The organism is Phaeobacter sp. CECT 5382 (assembly GCF_001457775.1).
Lineage (GTDB): Bacteria > Pseudomonadota > Alphaproteobacteria > Rhodobacterales > Rhodobacteraceae > Pseudophaeobacter.
This window is the reverse complement of the sequence record NZ_CYSG01000018.1, coordinates 49990-68301: the sequence shown is the minus strand read 5'-3', so window position 1 is coordinate 68301 and position 18312 is coordinate 49990. Positions and strand designations below refer to the sequence as shown.

General features: G+C 57.9%; 20 protein-coding genes. 10 read left to right on the top strand and 10 right to left on the bottom strand.

The window, feature by feature from the left end:
- Positions 1-716 precede the first annotated feature (716 nt).
- Entirely contained in the window at positions 717-1301 is a 585-nt protein-coding gene (locus PH5382_RS16120) for a thymidine kinase (RefSeq protein ID WP_058335423.1), read from the top strand.
- Between the two features lie 32 nt (positions 1302-1333).
- Here the strand turns inward: PH5382_RS16120 and PH5382_RS16115 are convergent, their stop codons facing one another.
- The 5 genes from PH5382_RS16115 to PH5382_RS16095 all read right to left on the bottom strand — a co-directional run bounded on the left by PH5382_RS16115 (position 1334) and on the right by PH5382_RS16095 (position 4573).
- Positions 1334-2290 carry a 2-hydroxyacid dehydrogenase gene (locus PH5382_RS16115; RefSeq protein WP_058335422.1) on the bottom strand — a complete coding sequence of 319 codons (957 nt, stop codon included), beginning with the start codon at positions 2288-2290 and terminating at the stop codon, positions 1334-1336.
- On the bottom strand, positions 2290-2628 hold the full coding sequence (locus PH5382_RS16110) for a tRNA-binding protein (RefSeq protein ID WP_058335421.1): 339 nt from the start codon (positions 2626-2628) through the stop codon (positions 2290-2292). The genes PH5382_RS16115 and PH5382_RS16110 overlap by 1 nt, the downstream gene beginning before the upstream one ends.
- Positions 2621-3436, bottom strand: a complete 816-nt coding sequence (gene proC, locus PH5382_RS16105; RefSeq protein WP_058335420.1) for a pyrroline-5-carboxylate reductase — start codon at positions 3434-3436, stop codon at positions 2621-2623. The genes PH5382_RS16110 and proC overlap by 8 nt, the downstream gene beginning before the upstream one ends.
- Before the next feature lie 41 nt (positions 3437-3477).
- The gene (locus PH5382_RS16100) at positions 3478-3978 is read right to left on the bottom strand and encodes a type III secretion system chaperone family protein (protein WP_058335419.1); all 501 of its coding nucleotides are present in this window, start codon (positions 3976-3978) and stop codon (positions 3478-3480) included.
- A gap of 352 nt (positions 3979-4330) precedes the next feature.
- Entirely contained in the window at positions 4331-4573 is a 243-nt protein-coding gene (locus tag PH5382_RS16095; protein ID WP_058335418.1) for an accessory factor UbiK family protein, read from the bottom strand.
- Between the two features lie 97 nt (positions 4574-4670).
- Here PH5382_RS16095 and lgt point away from each other — a divergent pair, with 97 nt between their 5' ends.
- From lgt to PH5382_RS16075, 5 genes are all read left to right on the top strand, one after another.
- On the top strand, positions 4671-5576 hold the full coding sequence (gene lgt, locus PH5382_RS16090) for a prolipoprotein diacylglyceryl transferase (protein WP_058335417.1): 906 nt from the start codon (positions 4671-4673) through the stop codon (positions 5574-5576).
- Positions 5573-6643: a class I SAM-dependent methyltransferase gene (locus PH5382_RS16085; protein ID WP_058335416.1), complete on the top strand. Its 1071-nt coding sequence runs from the start codon at positions 5573-5575 to the stop codon at positions 6641-6643. The genes lgt and PH5382_RS16085 overlap by 4 nt, the downstream gene beginning before the upstream one ends.
- Positions 6640-7395 carry a peptidoglycan editing factor PgeF gene (pgeF, locus tag PH5382_RS16080; RefSeq protein WP_058335415.1) on the top strand — a complete coding sequence of 252 codons (756 nt, stop codon included), beginning with the start codon at positions 6640-6642 and terminating at the stop codon, positions 7393-7395. Before PH5382_RS16085 ends, pgeF begins: the two co-directional genes overlap by 4 nt.
- A 268-nt stretch (positions 7396-7663) precedes the next feature.
- A complete protein-coding gene (locus tag PH5382_RS20050; RefSeq protein WP_197410064.1) occupies positions 7664-7825 on the top strand; it encodes a hypothetical protein in 162 nt (53 codons plus the stop codon).
- Positions 7826-8208: 383 nt separating this feature from the next.
- The gene (locus PH5382_RS16075; RefSeq protein ID WP_058335414.1) at positions 8209-9003 is read left to right on the top strand and encodes a Hint domain-containing protein; all 795 of its coding nucleotides are present in this window, start codon (positions 8209-8211) and stop codon (positions 9001-9003) included.
- A 76-nt stretch (positions 9004-9079) separates the two neighbouring features.
- On the opposite strand, the gene PH5382_RS16070 is transcribed toward PH5382_RS16075, so the two are convergent.
- Complete coding sequence (locus PH5382_RS16070; protein WP_058335413.1) at positions 9080-9580, bottom strand: Lrp/AsnC family transcriptional regulator; 501 nt, start codon at positions 9578-9580, stop codon at positions 9080-9082.
- A gap of 300 nt (positions 9581-9880) precedes the next feature.
- Here PH5382_RS16070 and trxB point away from each other — a divergent pair, with 300 nt between their 5' ends.
- From trxB to PH5382_RS16055, 3 genes are all read left to right on the top strand, one after another.
- Positions 9881-10822, top strand: coding sequence for a thioredoxin-disulfide reductase (trxB, locus tag PH5382_RS16065; protein ID WP_058335412.1), 942 nt, complete (start codon positions 9881-9883; stop codon positions 10820-10822).
- A gap of 219 nt (positions 10823-11041) precedes the next feature.
- Positions 11042-12712 carry an adenylate/guanylate cyclase domain-containing protein gene (locus tag PH5382_RS16060; RefSeq protein ID WP_058335411.1) on the top strand — a complete coding sequence of 557 codons (1671 nt, stop codon included), beginning with the start codon at positions 11042-11044 and terminating at the stop codon, positions 12710-12712.
- A 178-nt stretch (positions 12713-12890) separates the two neighbouring features.
- Positions 12891-14966 carry a bifunctional sulfate adenylyltransferase/adenylylsulfate kinase gene (locus tag PH5382_RS16055; protein WP_058335410.1) on the top strand — a complete coding sequence of 692 codons (2076 nt, stop codon included), beginning with the start codon at positions 12891-12893 and terminating at the stop codon, positions 14964-14966.
- A 133-nt stretch (positions 14967-15099) separates the two neighbouring features.
- Here the strand turns inward: PH5382_RS16055 and PH5382_RS16050 are convergent, their stop codons facing one another.
- The 4 genes from PH5382_RS16050 to PH5382_RS16035 form a co-directional block, all read right to left on the bottom strand.
- A complete protein-coding gene (locus PH5382_RS16050) occupies positions 15100-15960 on the bottom strand; it encodes a glycosyltransferase family 10 domain-containing protein (RefSeq protein WP_058335409.1) in 861 nt (286 codons plus the stop codon).
- Between the two features lie 31 nt (positions 15961-15991).
- On the bottom strand, positions 15992-16906 hold the full coding sequence (locus PH5382_RS16045; RefSeq protein ID WP_058335408.1) for a PhzF family phenazine biosynthesis protein: 915 nt from the start codon (positions 16904-16906) through the stop codon (positions 15992-15994).
- A 192-nt stretch (positions 16907-17098) separates the two neighbouring features.
- A complete protein-coding gene (locus PH5382_RS16040) occupies positions 17099-17323 on the bottom strand; it encodes a DUF1150 family protein (protein WP_058335407.1) in 225 nt (74 codons plus the stop codon).
- Between the two features lie 5 nt (positions 17324-17328).
- Entirely contained in the window at positions 17329-17742 is a 414-nt protein-coding gene (locus PH5382_RS16035; protein WP_082645719.1) for an Hsp20 family protein, read from the bottom strand.
- Positions 17743-17918: 176 nt separating this feature from the next.
- Between PH5382_RS16035 and PH5382_RS16030 the strand changes: the two genes are divergently transcribed.
- Positions 17919-18143 (top strand): YdcH family protein, encoded by a 225-nt coding sequence (locus tag PH5382_RS16030; RefSeq protein ID WP_058335405.1) that lies wholly within the window; start codon positions 17919-17921, stop codon positions 18141-18143.
- Positions 18144-18312 lie beyond the last annotated feature (169 nt).

The window sequence follows — 18312 nt, the reverse complement described above, 5'->3', positions numbered from 1 at the left end:
ACACATTAGTGGCCGTTGGAGGCGCGAAAACGTCAAGTTACTTGGGAAATGCGGGTTAAGATAGGTACCAATTTCTGCCATAAACTCTCACCCGCCAGGACCAGCAAAAAAGGGGAAGCTAGCCATTTATTTCCCATAACTGTCTCTTAAAGTATTTGTTATACTAGCGCCATCCCTCAGGTTTTCAGGGATTTAGCGAGTGAGGAAGATACTTTTTCTATCTTCGTGGTGTTTCGAGGCAAGCTTTGTGAGTGGGCTTCCTTCGACGCGGGATTTTTTACCCGTGATTTTAAATCGGGCAATTTTACAGCCTAGTGCCCTTCCCGGTTTTCGGTATTGTTTGACCGAAATCCCTTGGTGTAAGTCCTTGCGGTCCTCTGGGAAGGGTGCGCTTCTTCTGCCTGCGGCGACCCCGCCCTTCACCTGACGCATACCGATTGCGCATGCTCCGAGCCCAAAACAGACCCGTTTCCCCCCAAAGCAACCCCACTCCTAGGATCATACCCTCTCTGAGTGTTGGTGCAGAGTTGATTTTAAGGCCATAGCTTTTGGTCCACCGCATCTAAGCTGCATTTTGGGCCAATAGGTTTTCGCCAGGATCTCACTGCATTCACCCGGCGTGCACGTCCTTCGGCAAAGAACAGTCAGGGTCACTTCGAGGACAATTCGGGGACAAATTGGGTTCACTCCCCCGGCAGCCCGCGGTAAAGGGTGGCATGGCAAAGCTCTACTTCAACTACTCCACCATGAACGCGGGAAAATCGGCTGTGCTGTTGCAAGCCTCCCATAACTACCGTGAAAACAACATGGACACGTACCTGCTGACCGCGCAGATCGACAATCGCGAAGGCCAGGGGCGAATCGCCTCCCGGATCGGGATCAGTGAACTCGCGGACACCTTTGCTCCGGAAGAAGATCTCTTTGCCAAGGTCAACAATCGGCTGGCAAAAGGAAAACTCGCCAGCATCTTCGTTGATGAAGCCCAATTTCTGACCCCGGATCAGGTCTGGCAACTGGCAACAGTAGTGGATGACCTCGGCGTGCCGGTGCTGTGCTATGGTCTGCGTGTCGATTTTCAGGGCAACTTGTTTCCTGGCTCAGCCACATTGCTGGCGCTGGCAGACGAGATGCGCGAAGTCCGCACCATCTGTCACTGCGGCAAAAAAGCGACCATGGTAATTCGACAGGATGAGACAGGCCGACCCATCATCGAGGGCGATCAAGTGCAGATCGGCGGCAACGAAAGCTATGTCTCCCTGTGCCGCCGCCATTGGCGCGAAGCTGTAACCCCCGCTAAATAGGCCCGCCAGCCAAATTCGCACCGACGGCTTTATCAGACCAGATTAGGCAGCGCCTGTCCGGCAAAAAAGGCCGCGACATTATCCAACACCATATGACCCATATTGCTGCGCACCTCTTCGGTGGCGGTGCCCAGATGCGGTAGCAGCGTCACATTATCCAGATCACGCAGCGCCTGTGGCACCTCGGGCTCAAACTCATAAACATCCAGCCCGGCGCCACCGATGCGGCGCTGCTCAAGCGCTGCAATCAGGGCAGCCTGTTCTATCACTTCCCCCCGCGCGATATTGATCAGATGTGCGTTCGGCTGCATCGCCGCCAGAACATCAACATCAACCAGATGCCGTGTCTCAGCCCCGCCGGGCACCGCAACCACCAGAAAATCCACCGCAGCCGCGAGGCTTTTGACGTCCGCCACGCGGGTTACGTCAAAGCCGGGGGTCTTGTCACTGCGGGCGGCATAAAACACCTCCATGCCAAACCCAAAATGGCATCGCCGGGCGATTGCTTCGCCAATGCGGCCCATGCCAATAACACCGAGTTTCTTGCCTGTGACGTGTTCACCCAGCATCTGCGTGGGATGCCAGCCAGGCCAGTCGCCTGTACGTACCAGCCGCTCCCCTTCAGCGGCGCGGCGCGCTGACATCAGGATCAAAGTAAGCGCAATATCGGCGGTAGCATCGGTCACGGCCCCCGGCGTATTGGTCACCGCAACCCCATTGGCCTCAGCCACAGCCACATCGATGTGATTGAAGCCGACGCCAAAATTCGCCAGCAATTTGCATCGTGGATTTGGCACGACCGCGAAGACCTCAGCACCGAAGACATCCCCCAGCGTCGGCATCACCACATCAAACTCCTGCAAGGCGCGGATCATCTCGTCCTGGGTCAACACGCTGGTCTCCGTGCGGATTTCAACGTCAAACTCAGCCCGCGCCCGCGCCACCACCTCATCCGTCAGGGGGCGTGCCATCAAAAATCTCTGTGCCATCAATGCATCCTGCCGCCCAAGGGGACCGGCCCGTCTGGACCGATCAGACGGATTTCTCCGCTTTCATCCGGCAGACCCAGCACCAGAACCTCTGACATGAACTTGCCGATCTGGCGGGGTGGGAAATTCACCACCGCCATGACCTGTTTGCCGATCAGCGTCTCGGGCGTGTAATGCGCCGTTACCTGCGCCGAGGTCTTTTTCTCGCCAATTTCATCGCCAAAATCGATCCACATCTTGATCGCTGGCTTGCGCGCCTCCGGATAGGGTTCTGCCCGGACGACCTCGCCGACGCGAACATCCACCTTCATGAAGTCGTCAAAACTGATTTCACCCACGTGAAAGCTCCTTGGATCGATTGGTCGCTGCCGCCACGGCCCGGTTCAGCAGATCCGGAAAGCCCCCCTCTGGCTGCATCAGCACGTCGAGCGCGGCCTGCGTGGTGCCATTGGGGCTGGTGACATTGACCCGCAGCTGGCTGGGATCTTCGTCTGCCGCCTCTGCCAGGGCCCCGGCCCCGGCAACCGTCGCCTTGGCCAGTTTCATCGCCAGATCCGCTGGCAGCCCCTGTGAAGCGCCAGCTGCCGCCAGAGTTTCAATCAGATGAAAGACATAGGCCGGACCAGAGCCGCTGACGCCGGTGACCGCATCCATCTGGGCTTCACTGTCCAGGCGCACGACCTGTCCCACGGCTGCCAGCAGTCCTTCAGCCATATCAAGATTGGCGTCAGTCGATTTTGCATTGCCAATCAGCGCTGTAATGCCACGCCCAATGGCCGCTGGCGTGTTGGGCATGGCGCGAATGATCGGAGTTTCTTTGCCTAGCACAGCCTCGAAACTGGCAATCGAGGTGCCCGCCGCGACCGAGACAAACAGAGTTTCCCCATTACCCAGCGCCTGAAGTTTCGGCAGGGCTTCGCCCATCATCTGCGGCTTGACCGCGATCAGCACCAGAGCCGGGCTTGCTGGCAGGTCAGTATTGATGTGCACGCCGGTCGCCTGCAGCCAGGCAGAGGGGTGCGGGTCAAGCACCCAGACAGAACTGGCAGGCAATCCGCCATCCAGCCAGCCCGCCAGCATCGCCGATCCCATCTTGCCGCAGCCCAGCAAAACCAGCCCACGCGTTTCAATCTCTGTCATCTTCATCAGGAAACCCTCCCCGGTCAAAACCCTACCGAGGCAGAGGTTTACGCCCGCCCGTAGGCCTCTGCAATGGCCACCTGAATGGCCTCTTGTGGTGATTGGTTGGCCCAGGTTGTCAGCTGAATGGCGGGATAATACCGCTCACAGTTCGACACAGCCGCATGGATCATCGCATCGACCTGCTCCGGGCTGGCCATCTGGCCACCCGACAGGATCAACCCATAGCGGTAGAGCATCACTTTATGATCGGGCCAATAGGTGAAGCCCCCTGCCCAGCACTGATCATTCATCAGATTGATCAGCTCATAAAGCTTCGGGATCTTGTCCTCGGGTGGCTCCATTTCATAGCTGCAGACCAGACGCAGGGTCTCTTCGTATCCTGACCAGGCAAGGGTCAGGGAATAGGTCCGCCACTGGCCTTCGACGGCCATGGCGATCTGATCATCACCAATGCGGTCAAAATCCCAATCATGATGGGCAGCAAGATTTTCGACGATGTCGATCGGGTGGATTTCATCGTCCAGAATATGTTCGGAAAGGGCCATAGTCTCACCTCTCTTGTCTCTAGCCATCAGGTCGCAAATTGCCCCCTACAGCTAGATTTCTGGTCAACGGACCGGGGAGCTTCCCCGTTTCCATACCAGATATGGTGGCAAGGGGTGTAGACTCTGGCAACCCTTTATTTGGGGATATCTTCAATAAGTTGTGGATGAAAGCGGGGCATGCGCAATATATCGGCATGTTACCGCTGACAAGCGGAGAGGCGATCTGGCAGAGGTTTCGGCAAGAAAACACCGTTTCACGCCTTCAAAAAGACCAGTCACCAAGCCTCAAGGCACAGGTCAGATCGGGGCGCAGCTGTCGCCCCAATCCTCGTCACATTCAGGCGTTGCAGTCTCAGCCTTTGGTCTCAAGCGCGTCAAGACGGGCTTTCAGCGCTTCGTTTTCTTCGCGCGCCTTCTGCGCCATGGCGCGGACAGCGTCGAATTCTTCGCGGGTGACAAAATCGCGATCTGCCAGCCAGCGATCCATCAGGCTTTTCATTGCGGTCTCCGCCTCGTCCTTTGCGCCCTGGGCCACGCCCATAGCATTGGTCATCAGCTGAGAAATATCGTCCATGATCTTATTGCGGCTCTGCATCATCTTCTCCGTATCACTCTTAACCCCTATATGGGGCCGCAAAGGGTCGCGGGCAAGCCGTTGACTTCTATTCGCGAGCAAAGGCATTCAGGACCACATGCAGGCCATGATCCCATTCCCCGATATTTCGCCCGAGATTTTCTCGATTTCCTTGTTTGGCATGGAGTTCGCGCTGCGCTGGTATGCGCTGGCCTATATTGCGGGCATCGTGATTGCCTGGCGTCTGGCCGTGTCAGCGCTCAAATCACCGCAGCTTTGGCCCGGACAACAGCCTCCACTGCGCCCCGAACAGGTAGAAGATCTGCTGACCTGGATCATTCTTGGGGTGATTCTGGGCGGGCGTCTTGGCTTTGTGTTATTCTATCAGCCCGGCTACTATCTGGCACATCCGACGCAAATTCTGCGCATCTGGCAGGGCGGCATGGCCTTTCACGGCGGATTGCTCGGCGTCATTGTCGCCGCGTGGGTCTACGCTGCGCGCCAGGGCATTGCCAAGATCCAGATGGCCGATCTGGTCGCCTATACGGTGCCCGCCGGGCTGATGCTGGGGCGTCTGGCCAATTTCATCAATGCAGAACTATGGGGCCGCCCGACGGAGCTTGCCTGGGGCGTTGCCTTTCCCGGGCAGGCCGCACAGAGCTGCGGCCAGGCGCTTGGCGAAATCTGCGCGCGCCATCCTTCGCAACTCTATGAAGCCGCGATGGAGGGTCTGATCCTGGGGGGCGCTCTGATCTGGCTCACCTGGCGGCGGCAGAGCCTGCAGCGCCCCGGTCTCAATCTTGGGGTATTCCTGGCCGGATACGGTCTGGCGCGCTTTGTCGTCGAATTCTTTCGCCAACCGGACGCGCAGTTCGTCACGACCGGCAACCCGCTTGGTCTTGCTTGGGAGATCGGCGGCTATGGCCTCACCATGGGGCAGCTCCTGTCGCTGCCGATGATCGCGCTGGGGCTATATTTTGCCCTGCGTGCCAAACCGCAGCCCCAAACGAAAGCCGCCACATGAACGCGCTGGAAACACAGCTGATTGCGCGGATCAATTCTGAGGGCCCGATCAGCCTGGCCGATTATATGGCTGAATGCCTGCTGCACCCGGAACACGGCTATTACACCACGCGCGCGCCCTTTGGCGCAGCGGGGGACTTCATCACCGCACCGGAAATCAGCCAGATGTTCGGCGAACTCATCGGCTTGTCGCTGGCGCAATGCTGGCTTGATCAGGGCGCACCGACGCCGTTCACACTGGCAGAGCTTGGCCCCGGTCGTGGCACCTTGATGGCAGATCTCCTGCGCGCGACCCGCAGCGTTCCCGGTTTTCATGCAGCCCTGCAACTGCACCTTGTCGAAGCCTCGCCTAGTCTGCGTCAGGTGCAGCAAGACAGTCTGAAAGGTTTCAAGGTCGCCTGGTGCGAGAGCATCGACGCCTTGCCAGAACAGCCCCTGTTTTTGATCGCAAACGAGTTTTTTGACGCCCTTCCCATACGCCAGTTTGTGCGGGATGGAGAAGCCTGGCGGGAAAAACGCATAGGCCTAGCGGATGGAAAACTGAGTTTTGGCCTGGGGCCTGAAGCACCGCAACCCGCACTAGAGCACCGCCTGTTGGACACCAAGGACGATGATCTGGTCGAGGTGAATGTTGCAACTGCGCCGATTATGGCAACCCTAGCCCAACGCATCGCCCAGCATGGTGGGGCAGCGCTGATAATCGACTACGGTGACTGGCGGTCTTTGGGGGATACCCTGCAGGCGCTGAAATCGCATGCGGCAGTGGACCCTCTGACTGCGCCCGGCACTGCAGATCTGACAGCTCATGTCGATTTCGAGGTGCTCTGCACGGTTGCCGCAGGTGCGGGCTGCAACCATAGCAAAGTGACACCGCAGGGGGTCTTCCTTGAACGGTTGGGGATCACGGATCGCGCCCGCGCGCTGGCGGCTTCGCTGGAGGGCGCGGCGTTGGAAAGCCTGATCGCCGCACATCGGCGGTTGACGCACCCCGAGGAAATGGGAAACCTGTTCAAAGTGCTCGGGATCACCCCCGCCAAAACACCTCCACCACCTGGATTGCTTTCATGACACTGGAAATTCTGACCTCTGATCTTTTGGGTGGCATCCGCCATGGGTTTTTCACCCGCCGGGGCGGTGCCTCTTCGGGAATCTTTCAGGGCCTCAACTGTGGTCTGGGCTCTTCAGATCAGCGCGAGGCAGTGGATCTCAACCGGACCCGCGTTGCCGCAGCCATGCAGGTCGCGCCCGAGGCTCTGGTCGGCGTGCATCAGATCCATTCACCGGATGTTGCCGTGATCACCAGTGCCACGACAGAACGCCCGAAAGCAGATGCCATGGTGAGCAATACGCCGGGTCTGGCTCTGGGCATTCTGACGGCCGACTGCCAGCCTGTGCTCTTTGCCGATGAAGAAGCCGGCGTCATTGGCGCTGCCCATGCCGGCTGGCGCGGCGCTCTCGATGGGGTGCTTGACGCAACCGTTGTTGCAATGGAAGGGCTTGGTGCGCGCAGGGATCACATCGTTGCCATCATCGGGCCTTCGATCTCGCAGCGGGCCTATGAGGTTGGTCCTGAGTTCTTTGAAGACTTCCTGCAGGCTGACCCGGACCACGCACGTTTTTTTGCCAGTGGCAAAGGCGACCGCTATCTGTTTGACCTGCCGGGCCTCGGACTACATCTGTTGCGACAGGCGGGTATTGCCCAGGCCGAATGGACGCGTCACTGCACCTATAGTGATCCGGACCGGTTTTACTCCTATCGGCGTACCACCCACGCAGGCGAGGCCGACTACGGAAGGTTAATTTCCTGTATCTCGCTCTGACTACTGCGAGGCGGTTGTTTGGCTCCATTTCAGCCACAAATCGCGCAAAGGACATGTGTCCTGCCTAAAGTTTTTGAAAACTTTTATTTAATTTACAAATAGATGCGCGCAACCGCTTTTGCTTACTCCTGTTCCCACCTGCCCGGTGCTGTCCCGTCTTTTTCACGCGACAGCCACATTCAGGACGCAATGATTACCGATAACCTGAGCAACACAGCACAGAGATTGACACGACAGCATTGCACCTCTCTAGGGCAGGAGAAGACAGATGAAAGCCAGAACACGTTTCCTCAGATCGGTAATTTCTGCCGCAAAGACAGACACCACCGAAATGCCTTGGACCCGTGGAGCCCTACGCCGCGCCCATGTCGCGGCGCGCCAAGAGGCCCAATCACAGGCAGCAGATCTGCAGGCTCTCAAACGGGCCTGACCCAAGACAGCCCGTAACTTTCGTCCTGAATTTGGCAGGCTGGAGGTATCAGACGGACTGTTGTGGACAGTTGGCCAAGCTCTGGCCAACCACCGCGACGAGGACGGCCAAGAATGGCAATGTCTCTTTCTTAATAGAGCTCTGCAACACTACCTGAAACGGAGCTCGGCGGCAGCCCTCAACAGCGCCCCAGGATACAGGGACACAGGGATACTGGCGTGAATTCCCGACTGAGACGGACGGACCAGAGTGGCGGCACTGCCAGGAAGCCTGGCGAGAATTGTTTTCCGGGCGCGTCAAACCAATGTGATCAAACGTGACTATTTGCGCTCTTTTCAGATCGCCTACACAGGTAAAGATTATTCGAGAAAGGTCCAAGTTAGATGACCCTACCGCAATCACTCCAACAGGCCGCCACAAGGGCCTCTGAAACCAGCGCTCTGCTGCAAGACCCTTCTGCCCAGCGCCTTGCAAACAAACCACAGTTGCGCCGCTACGAGGTCTGCAGCCTGTTGCCCAACGGATCCCTTTCGGAGACCCGTCATATTGCCCCTGCTCTGCCCCTGTTTGAGGACGCATTTTGCGCCTTTACCAGAGGCTCGCTCGTGGAAACCAGTCAAGGCCCGATTGCTGTCGAAGACCTTATTCCCGGCGATGAAATCCAGACCCAAGATGGCGGCAGCCAGACGTTGGTCTGGAAGGGCTGTACCAGCTTGGTGCCCTCACGCGAAGATGCCAAGGGGCGGAGCCATCGGCTGACCAGCTTCATGGCCGACAGCCTTGGTCTGCAAAAACCAATGTCCTGCGTTGTTGTCGGCCCCTCGGCACGCCTGCTGCGCCGACCACAACAAAACGGCTACCTGAGCGATGATGGTCTTGCGCTTCCCCCGATCCTGACCCCGGCGGAAGAGTTTCAGGATGGCATGAATATCTTTGAAACCGCGCCACCTACTGTCGTGGACATGTTCCATCTTTGCCTGCCACAGCATGCCGTGATCAAGGTGGGGGGCCTCGAATTTGAGACCTACCATCCCGGTCCAGAAGCCCTGAAACTGGTGAGCTATGCGATTAAAACGCTCTATTTCAACCTCTTCAGTCACGTAGATTCGCTGAAGGATTTTGGCCCGCTTGCTTATGACAGGGTAGCCTCTCCCTCTCCGGATCAGCTTATCGGGTGAACACGCAGGCGGGCTGCAACAACCAGCCTTCGGTCATGCAGGGTTTCAAACCCTAGATTTTTCAAGTTCTGGCTTTTCAGGCTTCGCGCTGCAGACGCTCTTCGAGAACCTCAAACGGCACGCCGGGTTCATCCTTGGCGCCGCGAATGACCAGCGAGGTTTTCACGCTTGCAACATTCGGTGTTGTCAGCAGATCCGCGGTCAGAAAGCTCTGAAAGGTGCTGAGATCAGGTGAGACACATTTCAGGATGAAATCCACTTCTCCGTTCAGCATGTGGCATTCGCGCACCAGAGGCCAACTACGGCACTTCTCTTCAAAGGCAGAAAGCTCGGCTTCGGCCTGGCTTTCCAGCCCCACCATGGCAAAGACCTGCACCTCAAAGCCCAGTTCACGTGCATTTACCTCTGCGTGGTAGCCGCCGATCAGGCCAGCTTCTTCGAGGGCACGCACCCGGCGCAGACAGGGCGGAGCGGAAATGCCAACGCGTTTGGCAAGTTCCACATTGGTCATGCGCCCATCGGCCTGCAATTCCGAGAGTATCTTGCGATCAATCGGATCAAGACGGGTTGTGACCATGTGTAAAGCTCCTGTCAGATTGCGTTTCTTATAGCACCACAGCGGGGCCGCGCAATATTATTTCACAACGGCGCAATAATCTTTGCCTCTGGCAAGTTCAAGCGCCAAAAAACCGTCATAGCCCGTTTCCACCCTCGCTCATCTCCCCCACCATGGCGGCGCACACACAAGCGTGAATTGGAATACTACCCATGGCGCCATCAGGGGTTTAAGAGCACCAGCCCTGTCGCTATATGCAGAAGCTGACGGCGGCCCGGTTCGCTCCGGCCCGCCACTGTGCAGATTTGGGGATACGACGAGATGAGCGACACGCGCCACACCAAGGTTCTGATCATTGGCTCCGGCCCTGCGGGCTATACCGCCGGCGTCTATGCCGCCCGCGCCATGCTGGAGCCGGTTTTGGTTCAGGGCATCGAGCCCGGCGGCCAGCTGACCACCACCACCGAGGTGGAAAACTACCCCGGCTTTACCGAGGTGCAGGGGCCTGATCTGATGATCAAGATGCAGGAACACGCCTCGGCCATGGGCTGCGACATCGTTGGCGACATCATTACCTCGCTCGACACCTCCCAGCGTCCCTTTGTGGCCAAGGGCGACAGCGGCACCACCTACACGGCGGATGCGGTGATCCTGGCGACGGGTGCCCGCGCCAAATGGCTAGGGCTGGAGTCGGAAGAAAAGTTCAAGGGCTTTGGCGTCTCGGCCTGTGCGACCTGCGATGGCTTTTTCTATCGTGGTCAGGAAATCGTGGTGATCGGCGGCGGCAACACTGCCGTCGAAGAAGCGCTGTTTCTGACCAACTTTGCCTCCAAGGTCACGCTCGTGCACCGTCGCGACGAGCTGCGCTCGGAAAAAATCCTGCAGGATCGGTTGTTCAAGAACGAAAAGATTGAGCCTCTGTGGTTCCACCAGCTGGAAGAAGTCTACGGCAGCGACAACCCGCTGGGTGTCGAAGGCATCAAGGTCAAGAATGTAAAAACCGGTGAGATCACCGATATCCCCTGCAAGGGTGTTTTTGTCGCCATCGGCCACGCGCCGGCCAATGAGCTGGTCAAAGACACGCTGGAGCTGCACAATGGCGGCTATGTCTCTGTCAAACCCGGCTCCACCGAGACCTCAATTCCCGGCATCTTTGCCGCTGGCGATCTGACCGATCACAAATACCGTCAGGCGGTAACATCCGCCGGTATGGGCTGCATGGCCGCGCTGGATGCAGAACGTTTTCTGGCAGAACAAGACTAGGTCCTGCGAACCCACCTCACAGATGCAAAGCGGCGGGATCACTCCTGCCGCTTTTTTCTTGGCCGCTTTCGCTGGGCATTATCCCCGTTCGACAGCAGGCGCTGCCTGCGCCAGTGCATAGCACTTTGTCTTGACCGATACCGCCCCGCCTCGCAGGGTAGCGACACCAAATACAGGCGTTTCCACCTACGCCGCGATGCGCAGGAGCAAAGCAGAACAATGCTATGGCAGGGCAACTGGATCACCCGCACCCGCATCATAAGCGGGTTGATACTGTTCGCATTTGCCTTTTTCCACTTCATCAATCTTGGCCTCGGCCTCATCTCAACTGATACCATGGAAAGGATGCAGGACGTCCGGCATATGATCACGCGCACCCCCCTTGGTGGGCTGGTGCTGACTGGCGCATTGATCACACATCTGGGGCTGGCACTTTGGCGGCTCGCACTGCGTCGCAGCCTGCGCATGCCACTGTCGCAGGCGGTGCAGACCGCGCTTGGCCTGCTGATCCCTTTGCAACTGCTGCGCCACATCACCCATACCACGGTCGCCCATCAAAATTTTGCGGTGAATGACACCTACCCCTATGTCATTGTCTTGATGTGGAACGCGCCAGCCGTCTGGTGGCAATCGGCACTTTTGCTTGTGGTTTGGGTCCACGGCTGCATGGGGCTGCATTTCTGGCTGCGTCTGACCGACTGGTGGCGCAATGCGCTGCCATACATGATCGGTCTTGCAGTCTTTATCCCCAGCTTTGCGCTGGCCGGGCTTTTGACCGAAGGCCGCAGGATCTACGATATCTTCGTCGAAGGAACAGAACGCGCCGCATTGATGGCAAGCTACAACTGGCCCAGCCAGGACAGCTTTGCCAGCTTGCAACTTGTTGAGACGCGCCTGGTGCAGATCTTTGTCTTTTTTCTGTTTCTGACAGCCATGATCTATGGCCTGCGCAAGCTGTTGCGGCGGCGCAGATCCGTGCGTATCACCTATCGCAACGGCCCTATTGTGGTGGCGGAAAAAGGCATGACCTTGCTGGAAATGTCGCGCGCCAATGCCATTCCGCATACCGCGCTCTGCGGCGGCAAGGGGCGTTGCACAACCTGCCGGGTGGTTATCGAGGATGGTGCAGACACCCTGCCGCCGCCCTCGGATGCCGAGGCCCGCAGCCTCGCAGCAGTCAGGGCACCGCAAAACATGCGACTGGCCTGCCAGATCCACCCGAATGCGCCGTTGAGCGTCTGCCGCCTGTTCCGGCCCGACGGCCAAAAAGGTCGCGCCCACGCCAGCCAAGGCGAAGAACGGCAGCTGGCCATTCTGTTTCTGGATATGCGCGGCTTTACCGCGCGCACGTCCGGGCAGCTGCCCTATGATGTCGTCTTTTTGCTGAACCGCTTTTTTGATGCCATCGTCCCTTGTATCCTCAACAATGGCGGCACCGTCGATAAATACCTTGGGGATGGGCTTTTGGCCGTCTTTGAGGCGCCTGATGCGGTAAAATCCGCACAGGCCGGGCTGCACGCGGTCACCGATATTGGACGGGCCGTTGCAGATTTCAACGAAACCCTCCTGTCAGAGGGAGAGGCCCCGGTGCGGATCGGCATGGGGCTGCATCTCGGTGAGGTGGTCATCGGTGAAATCGGATCTTCCGGCAATGCCCCACGCACAATTATAGGCGATACGGTCAACGCCGCCAGCCGCCTGGAGGCACAGACCAAAGAGTTGGGGGTCGAGCTTTTGGTCTCAGCTCAGGCGCTTCTGGCGGCGGGGTATGACACCCAGAAACTGGGGCTGCGCGACTTTCAGCTGCGCGGTGTCTCTGCCCCGCTGGCGGCTCTACCCGTTCGCCAGACGATGGAACTTCCCGAAATTCTTGATGTTCCGGGCCATTAATCCCGCGCCGCCAGAACGGAATGGAACAGTTTCTGCCGACAGGTAGGCAATTCAGACCAAAGGCGTTGCAACGCCACCACGCTGGGCTGCGGCAAGGGTTTGCGCCATTTTTTCCACTTTGCAGGTGTCGCCTTTTATGCGATGCGTTCACGCGTGAACACAGATTGATTCATTTGCCATGACCGCTCCGAACCTGACACCCACCCCGATTGAGGAAGACCTGCTCTTCCGCCTCTTGCGCCAGCTCGATCTGGTGCCGGATGCTTCGCAACGGGCAACGGCAGCGGCCCTGAACATTTCTCTCGGTCGGCTGAATACTCAGCTTCGCACCGCAACCGAAGCCGGGCTGATCACCATCAGCGACAGACCCGGCCCGGATAAAAGGCAGCGTTACGCCTATACGCTGACCACGCGCGGTGCAGCTGAAAAGAACCAGCTCACCGATCAATTCCTGGCCCGCAAGCTTGCCGAATACAACGCATTACATGCGGAACTTACCGGCACCGCAAGCGGCCTGCCCCACGTCAAACACAGGACACATCCAATGGAAAACAACCTGGCCCCCATCCCAGAGCTCTATGTCTCTTACGATTCTGCACAGAAACTCAAAATTGAGGCCGGCGAGCTGAAAAGCCACGATCTTACTCCGCGCCAGATCTGTGACCTCGAACTCTTGATGAACGGCGGCTTCAGCCCGCTGAAGGGGTTCTTGGGCGAAGCCGACTACAATGGCGTTGTCGAAAACATGCGTCTGGAAAACGGCGCCCTGTGGCCCATGCCCATCACTCTGGATGTCTCCGAAGATTTTGCTGCCAGCCTGAATGCAGGCGAAGACATCGCTCTGCGCGACCAGGAAGGCGTGATCCTGGCCACCATGACCGTGACCGACAGCTGGGAGCCAAACAAATCCCGCGAAGCCGAAAAGGTCTTTGGCGCCGATGACGACGCCCACCCGGCGGTCAACTACCTACACAATCAAGCTGGCAAAATCTACCTGGGCGGTCCCGTGACCGGCATTCAACAGCCTGTGCACTATGACTTCCGCGCCCGTCGCGACACCCCCAACGAGCTGCGCGCCTATTTCCGCAAGGTTGGCTGGCGCAAGGTTGTCGCCTTCCAGACCCGCAACCCTCTGCACCGCGCCCACCAGGAGCTGACCTTCCGCGCCGCGCGTGAAGCTCAGGCCAACCTGCTGATCCATCCGGTTGTGGGCATGACCAAGCCAGGTGACGTTGACCACTTCACCCGCGTGCGCTGTTACGAGGCGGTTCTGGACAAATACCCCGCCTCTACCACCTCGATGAGCCTGCTGAACCTGGCGATGCGCATGGCTGGCCCACGCGAAGCCGTCTGGCATGGCCTGATTCGCAAAAACCACGGCTGCACCCACTTCATCGTTGGCCGCGACCACGCAGGCCCCGGCAAAAACTCTGCCGGTGAAGATTTCTATGGCCCCTATGATGCACAGGACCTGTTCCGAGCCCATCAAGAAGAAATGGGCATCGAAATGGTCGATTTCAAACATATGGTCTGGGTGTCGGAACGCGCACAATATGAGGCCATCGACGAGATCGAAGACAAGGATAATGTCACCATCCTCAACATCTCGGGCACCGAGTTGCGCCGCCGTCTGGCCGAAGGTCTGGAAATCCCCGAGTGGTTCTCTTTCCCCGAAGTGGTCAAGGAGTTGCGCAAGACCAAGCCACCACGTTCCAAGCAGGGTTTCACTGTGTTCTTCACCGGCTTCTCCGGGTCAGGCAAATCCACCATCGCCAACGCGCTGATGGTCAAGCTGATGGAAATGGGTGGCCGCCCCGTGACACTGCTGGACGGTGACATCGTGCGCAAGAACCTCAGCTCTGAGCTGGGTTTCTCGAAAGAGCACCGCGACCTCAACATCCGCCGCATCGGCTATGTTGCCTCCGAGATCACCAAAAACGGCGGCATCGCCATCTGTGCCCCTATCGCGCCCTACGCGACCACCCGTCGTGCGGTACGTGAAGACGTTGAATCCTTTGGTGCGTTTGTCGAAGTGCATGTCGCCACCTCGATCGAGGAATGCGAACGCCGTGACCGCAAAGGGCTCTACAAGTTGGCCCGCGAAGGCAAGATCAAGGAATTCACCGGCATCTCCGACCCCTATGATGTGCCTGCCAATCCTGAACTGAGCGTTGAGACCGAGAATGTCGAAGTCGACAACTGCGCCCATCAGGTTCTGCTGAAGCTGGAAAACATGGGTCTGATCGCAGGCTAAGCCCGACAAGATCATGACAAATAGGAAAAGGCCGACGCTTTTGTCGGCCTTTTTTCGTGACTGCAGGCTTTGTCGGCAACCGCGCCCACCTCAAATTCAATGCAATAGCTGGCAGTGCCTTTGGGCAACCGCCCTACAGGCTGTTTTGCAAGGCCAGCGCCGCGCGCAGGGGCAGATCACAAAAGGCCGACGCTTGTTCCTTCAGCGCACGTAGGGCTGGCAGTCGCCGGGCATAATCGTCAGGGCCGATGGTCTTCAGGGCCGTCTCGAAATCCTGTTGGTCGGTGCACAGGATCATCCCGTCGCCGCTGAAGAAATCCGTGACATTGGGACAGCCCCAATAGATCGGCACGGTCTCACACAAGATCGCATCAATCAATTTTTCCGAGAAGTAATTCGGTTCCTGCACATTTTCGATCACCACGGAATAGCGATAGGGAGCCAGCCCTTCGGCCTTGTCCTCAAAGGGCGTGTAGCCACGCCCCAGGATCTGGGCCTCGGGCATATGCGCCTGCAAATAGGTAACAATTTGATGGCGCAGCTTGTGGCCGGGGTGATCGTTTTTGGCCGAGGCAATCAGTGAAAGATCTGTGGTCTTGGTAGTATCCAGCTGCCGCCAATCTGGCACCCAGGTGGTGCCATAGGGCAGCATCAGCCCATTCGGCAGACGCGCCAAAAGATCGGGATCGTAGGTAAAGACACGAAAGAAACGCCGATGGCTCAGGCGGAGCATCCGGTGATGCGCCAGCGACATGATCTTGGGCTCCATCACCATCATGGATATCTGGGCCGGGCAGCCGCGATGTGACTGAAAATGCATCGCCCGCTTGGAAAAAACGATCAGGTGGTCGTCCTTCGCCATGTCTTTCACCTGACGTCCGATCAGGCGCTCCGGGCAACCCAGTGGCCAGATCATCTCCGACAAGGGGCGCGCCGCCAGGCTTTTGCCAAGCTTGCCGCCATAGGGCATGACTGCGATTGCAGGGGTCGACATTGTCACAGGTCTCCACGTTTCAGATCTGGACTCACAGCTGATCCGGCAGATCAACTGAGCCACGCATCAGCACAAAGCCTTTGCCAGCAACCTTAACGCCTTGCAAGTCGTCAGCACTGCCAATCCGGGTTACGCGGGCCTTCCCCGGTCGACCCAAACCATGCCCCTGCTCTGCCACGAAACTGTCTTTTGACATCAAGCCATGGCGCCAAAGATAGGCCGCCATCGCGCCTGTAGCAGAACCGGTAAAGGGGTCCTCTGGCGGGCTGGGCGGGGCCATCAGCAGGCGCGAATAGGTGTCCCCCGCTTCAGTTGCGCCATTCAACGTCACCAGAAAGGGCTCCATCATGTCGATCCCATCGGCGCCCAGCGCCTGTCCTAACTTTGCCAGCGCTGTCAGATCCAGCCTGGCAGCTTTCAGGGCGGCCTGATCGCGCAGGACCGTGATGCAAAATGGCAAACCCGTAGAGACTTTTTGCGGCGCACCGACGATGGCCTCAACCGGCAGCGAAACCGCTGCCGCCACCAGTTCAGGATCGGGACAAATGCCGAAAACTGGCTGCACCTGGGTCATTTCAATGAGATCCCCATCTATGGTCACCGGCACCAGTCCGGCACCGGTCTCCAGCACCACTTCCCCCTCCCCGATCAACCCGCGATCCCGCATGGCTGCAACCGTGGCAATCGTCGGATGGCCAGCAAAGGGAATTTCGCGACTGGCCAGAAAATAGCGTACCTTGATGTCCGCGATCTCGGATGGTCCGGTAAAGGTGCATTCGACCAAAGAGGTTTCGCGCACATAAGCTGTACAGACCGCCTCAGGAAGATGTGCAGCGGCGTGCACCACGGCGCAGCCATTGCCGCCAAATGCGCGATCAGAAAAGGCATCGACCCAATCAAATTCAAATCGGCCAGTCTCCAACCGACCAGTCTCAACTTGGCTCATTGCGCTCTCCCATGTCTGCGACGCTTTGATCTCAGCTATAGCGATGATGCTCCTGCTTTGGAACAACAGCGAGGGGTGAGGTCTGATTTGGGGAGGCGCAGAAGTAAAATACGGCAGCCCCAGCGCTTATGGCTGGTCTGCCGTATCTCTTTGGCGTCATAGGGTCCGCCTGCTCAGCAAGCAGCCCTGACTTTAGTGCACTGGAACTGGCGAGAGATCATTCTGGCGCGCCAGAACAAAAGCTGTGTTGCGATCCGCAACCAGCGCCAGCTGTTCGCCCGCCGCGTCGTGCACCGCATAAAGCAGGTCGCGGCCTTCGGCGCTGGCGCGCATATCTTCGGGCAGATCGGAGACGGCAACCGCCTTCACGTAGACGATCCGCGCGCTGGTATTGCCAAAATCAAATGGTGTGTGCATTGCTCTTACCCCTTCTTGATATTGATTGTCTGAACCACGGTTTCGGGCCGCGAACGGGTGAGATCCACGTGCAGCAGCCCGTTTTCCATCACCGCTTCGCCAACATCGACCCCATCGGCGAGAACAAACATGCGCTGAAACTGGCGCGCCGCGATTCCCCGGTGCAAAAAGACGCGGCCTTCGCTGTCTTCGCCCTGGCGTCCGCGAATGACCAGCTGACGGTCTTCGACAGTTATCGACAGATCTTCCTCGGCAAACCCGGCAACCGCCAGGGTGATCCGGTAGGAAAAATCCGACGTCTGTTCAATGTTATATGGCGGATAGCCTTCATTCCCGGACTTGGCAGACCGTTCCAGCAAGCGTTCCAATTGCTCAAACCCTAACATATGCGGGTATGAGCCCAGAGTGAGTTTCGACACGTATTTCGTCCTTTATCTTAAAAGCGACGGTGAGAACGGCCCCGTTTCGGCAACCGCGTCTCTAGGATATGGTAACTTATGGCAAATTCTCAAGTGTATGGCTGCATAGGTCTAGCGGAAAAGATGTTAAGGAAGTATCTTGGCGCTCCCAGTGCCCCCCAAATTTCGAGTCGCTCATGAACGCTACAACAGACATTTCAATGAAGACCAACGAGGTACTGAAGGTCGAGTTGGAAGTCTTTCGCAGGCAACACCGGGATCTTGATGAGGCCATTGCAGCACTGCAGGAACGTGACACCAGTGATCAGCTAACAATCCGACGGCTCAAAAAGAAGAAACTTGGTCTCAAAGACAAGATCGCGCAGATCGAAGACCGTTTGACGCCAGACATCATCGCCTGACATGAATCGTCGCCTGTAACGCACCATTGCCTGTCACGCATCATTGCCTGTTACAGGGCTTTGCCGCATTGGTCCTGACATCGTGCATCTCAGTTCTCCGTTTTGTTGTAGCATTGTCGCATTGCACGAAAACCCGCATCGACTATAGTGCGCGCTCCTTCCACCCCAG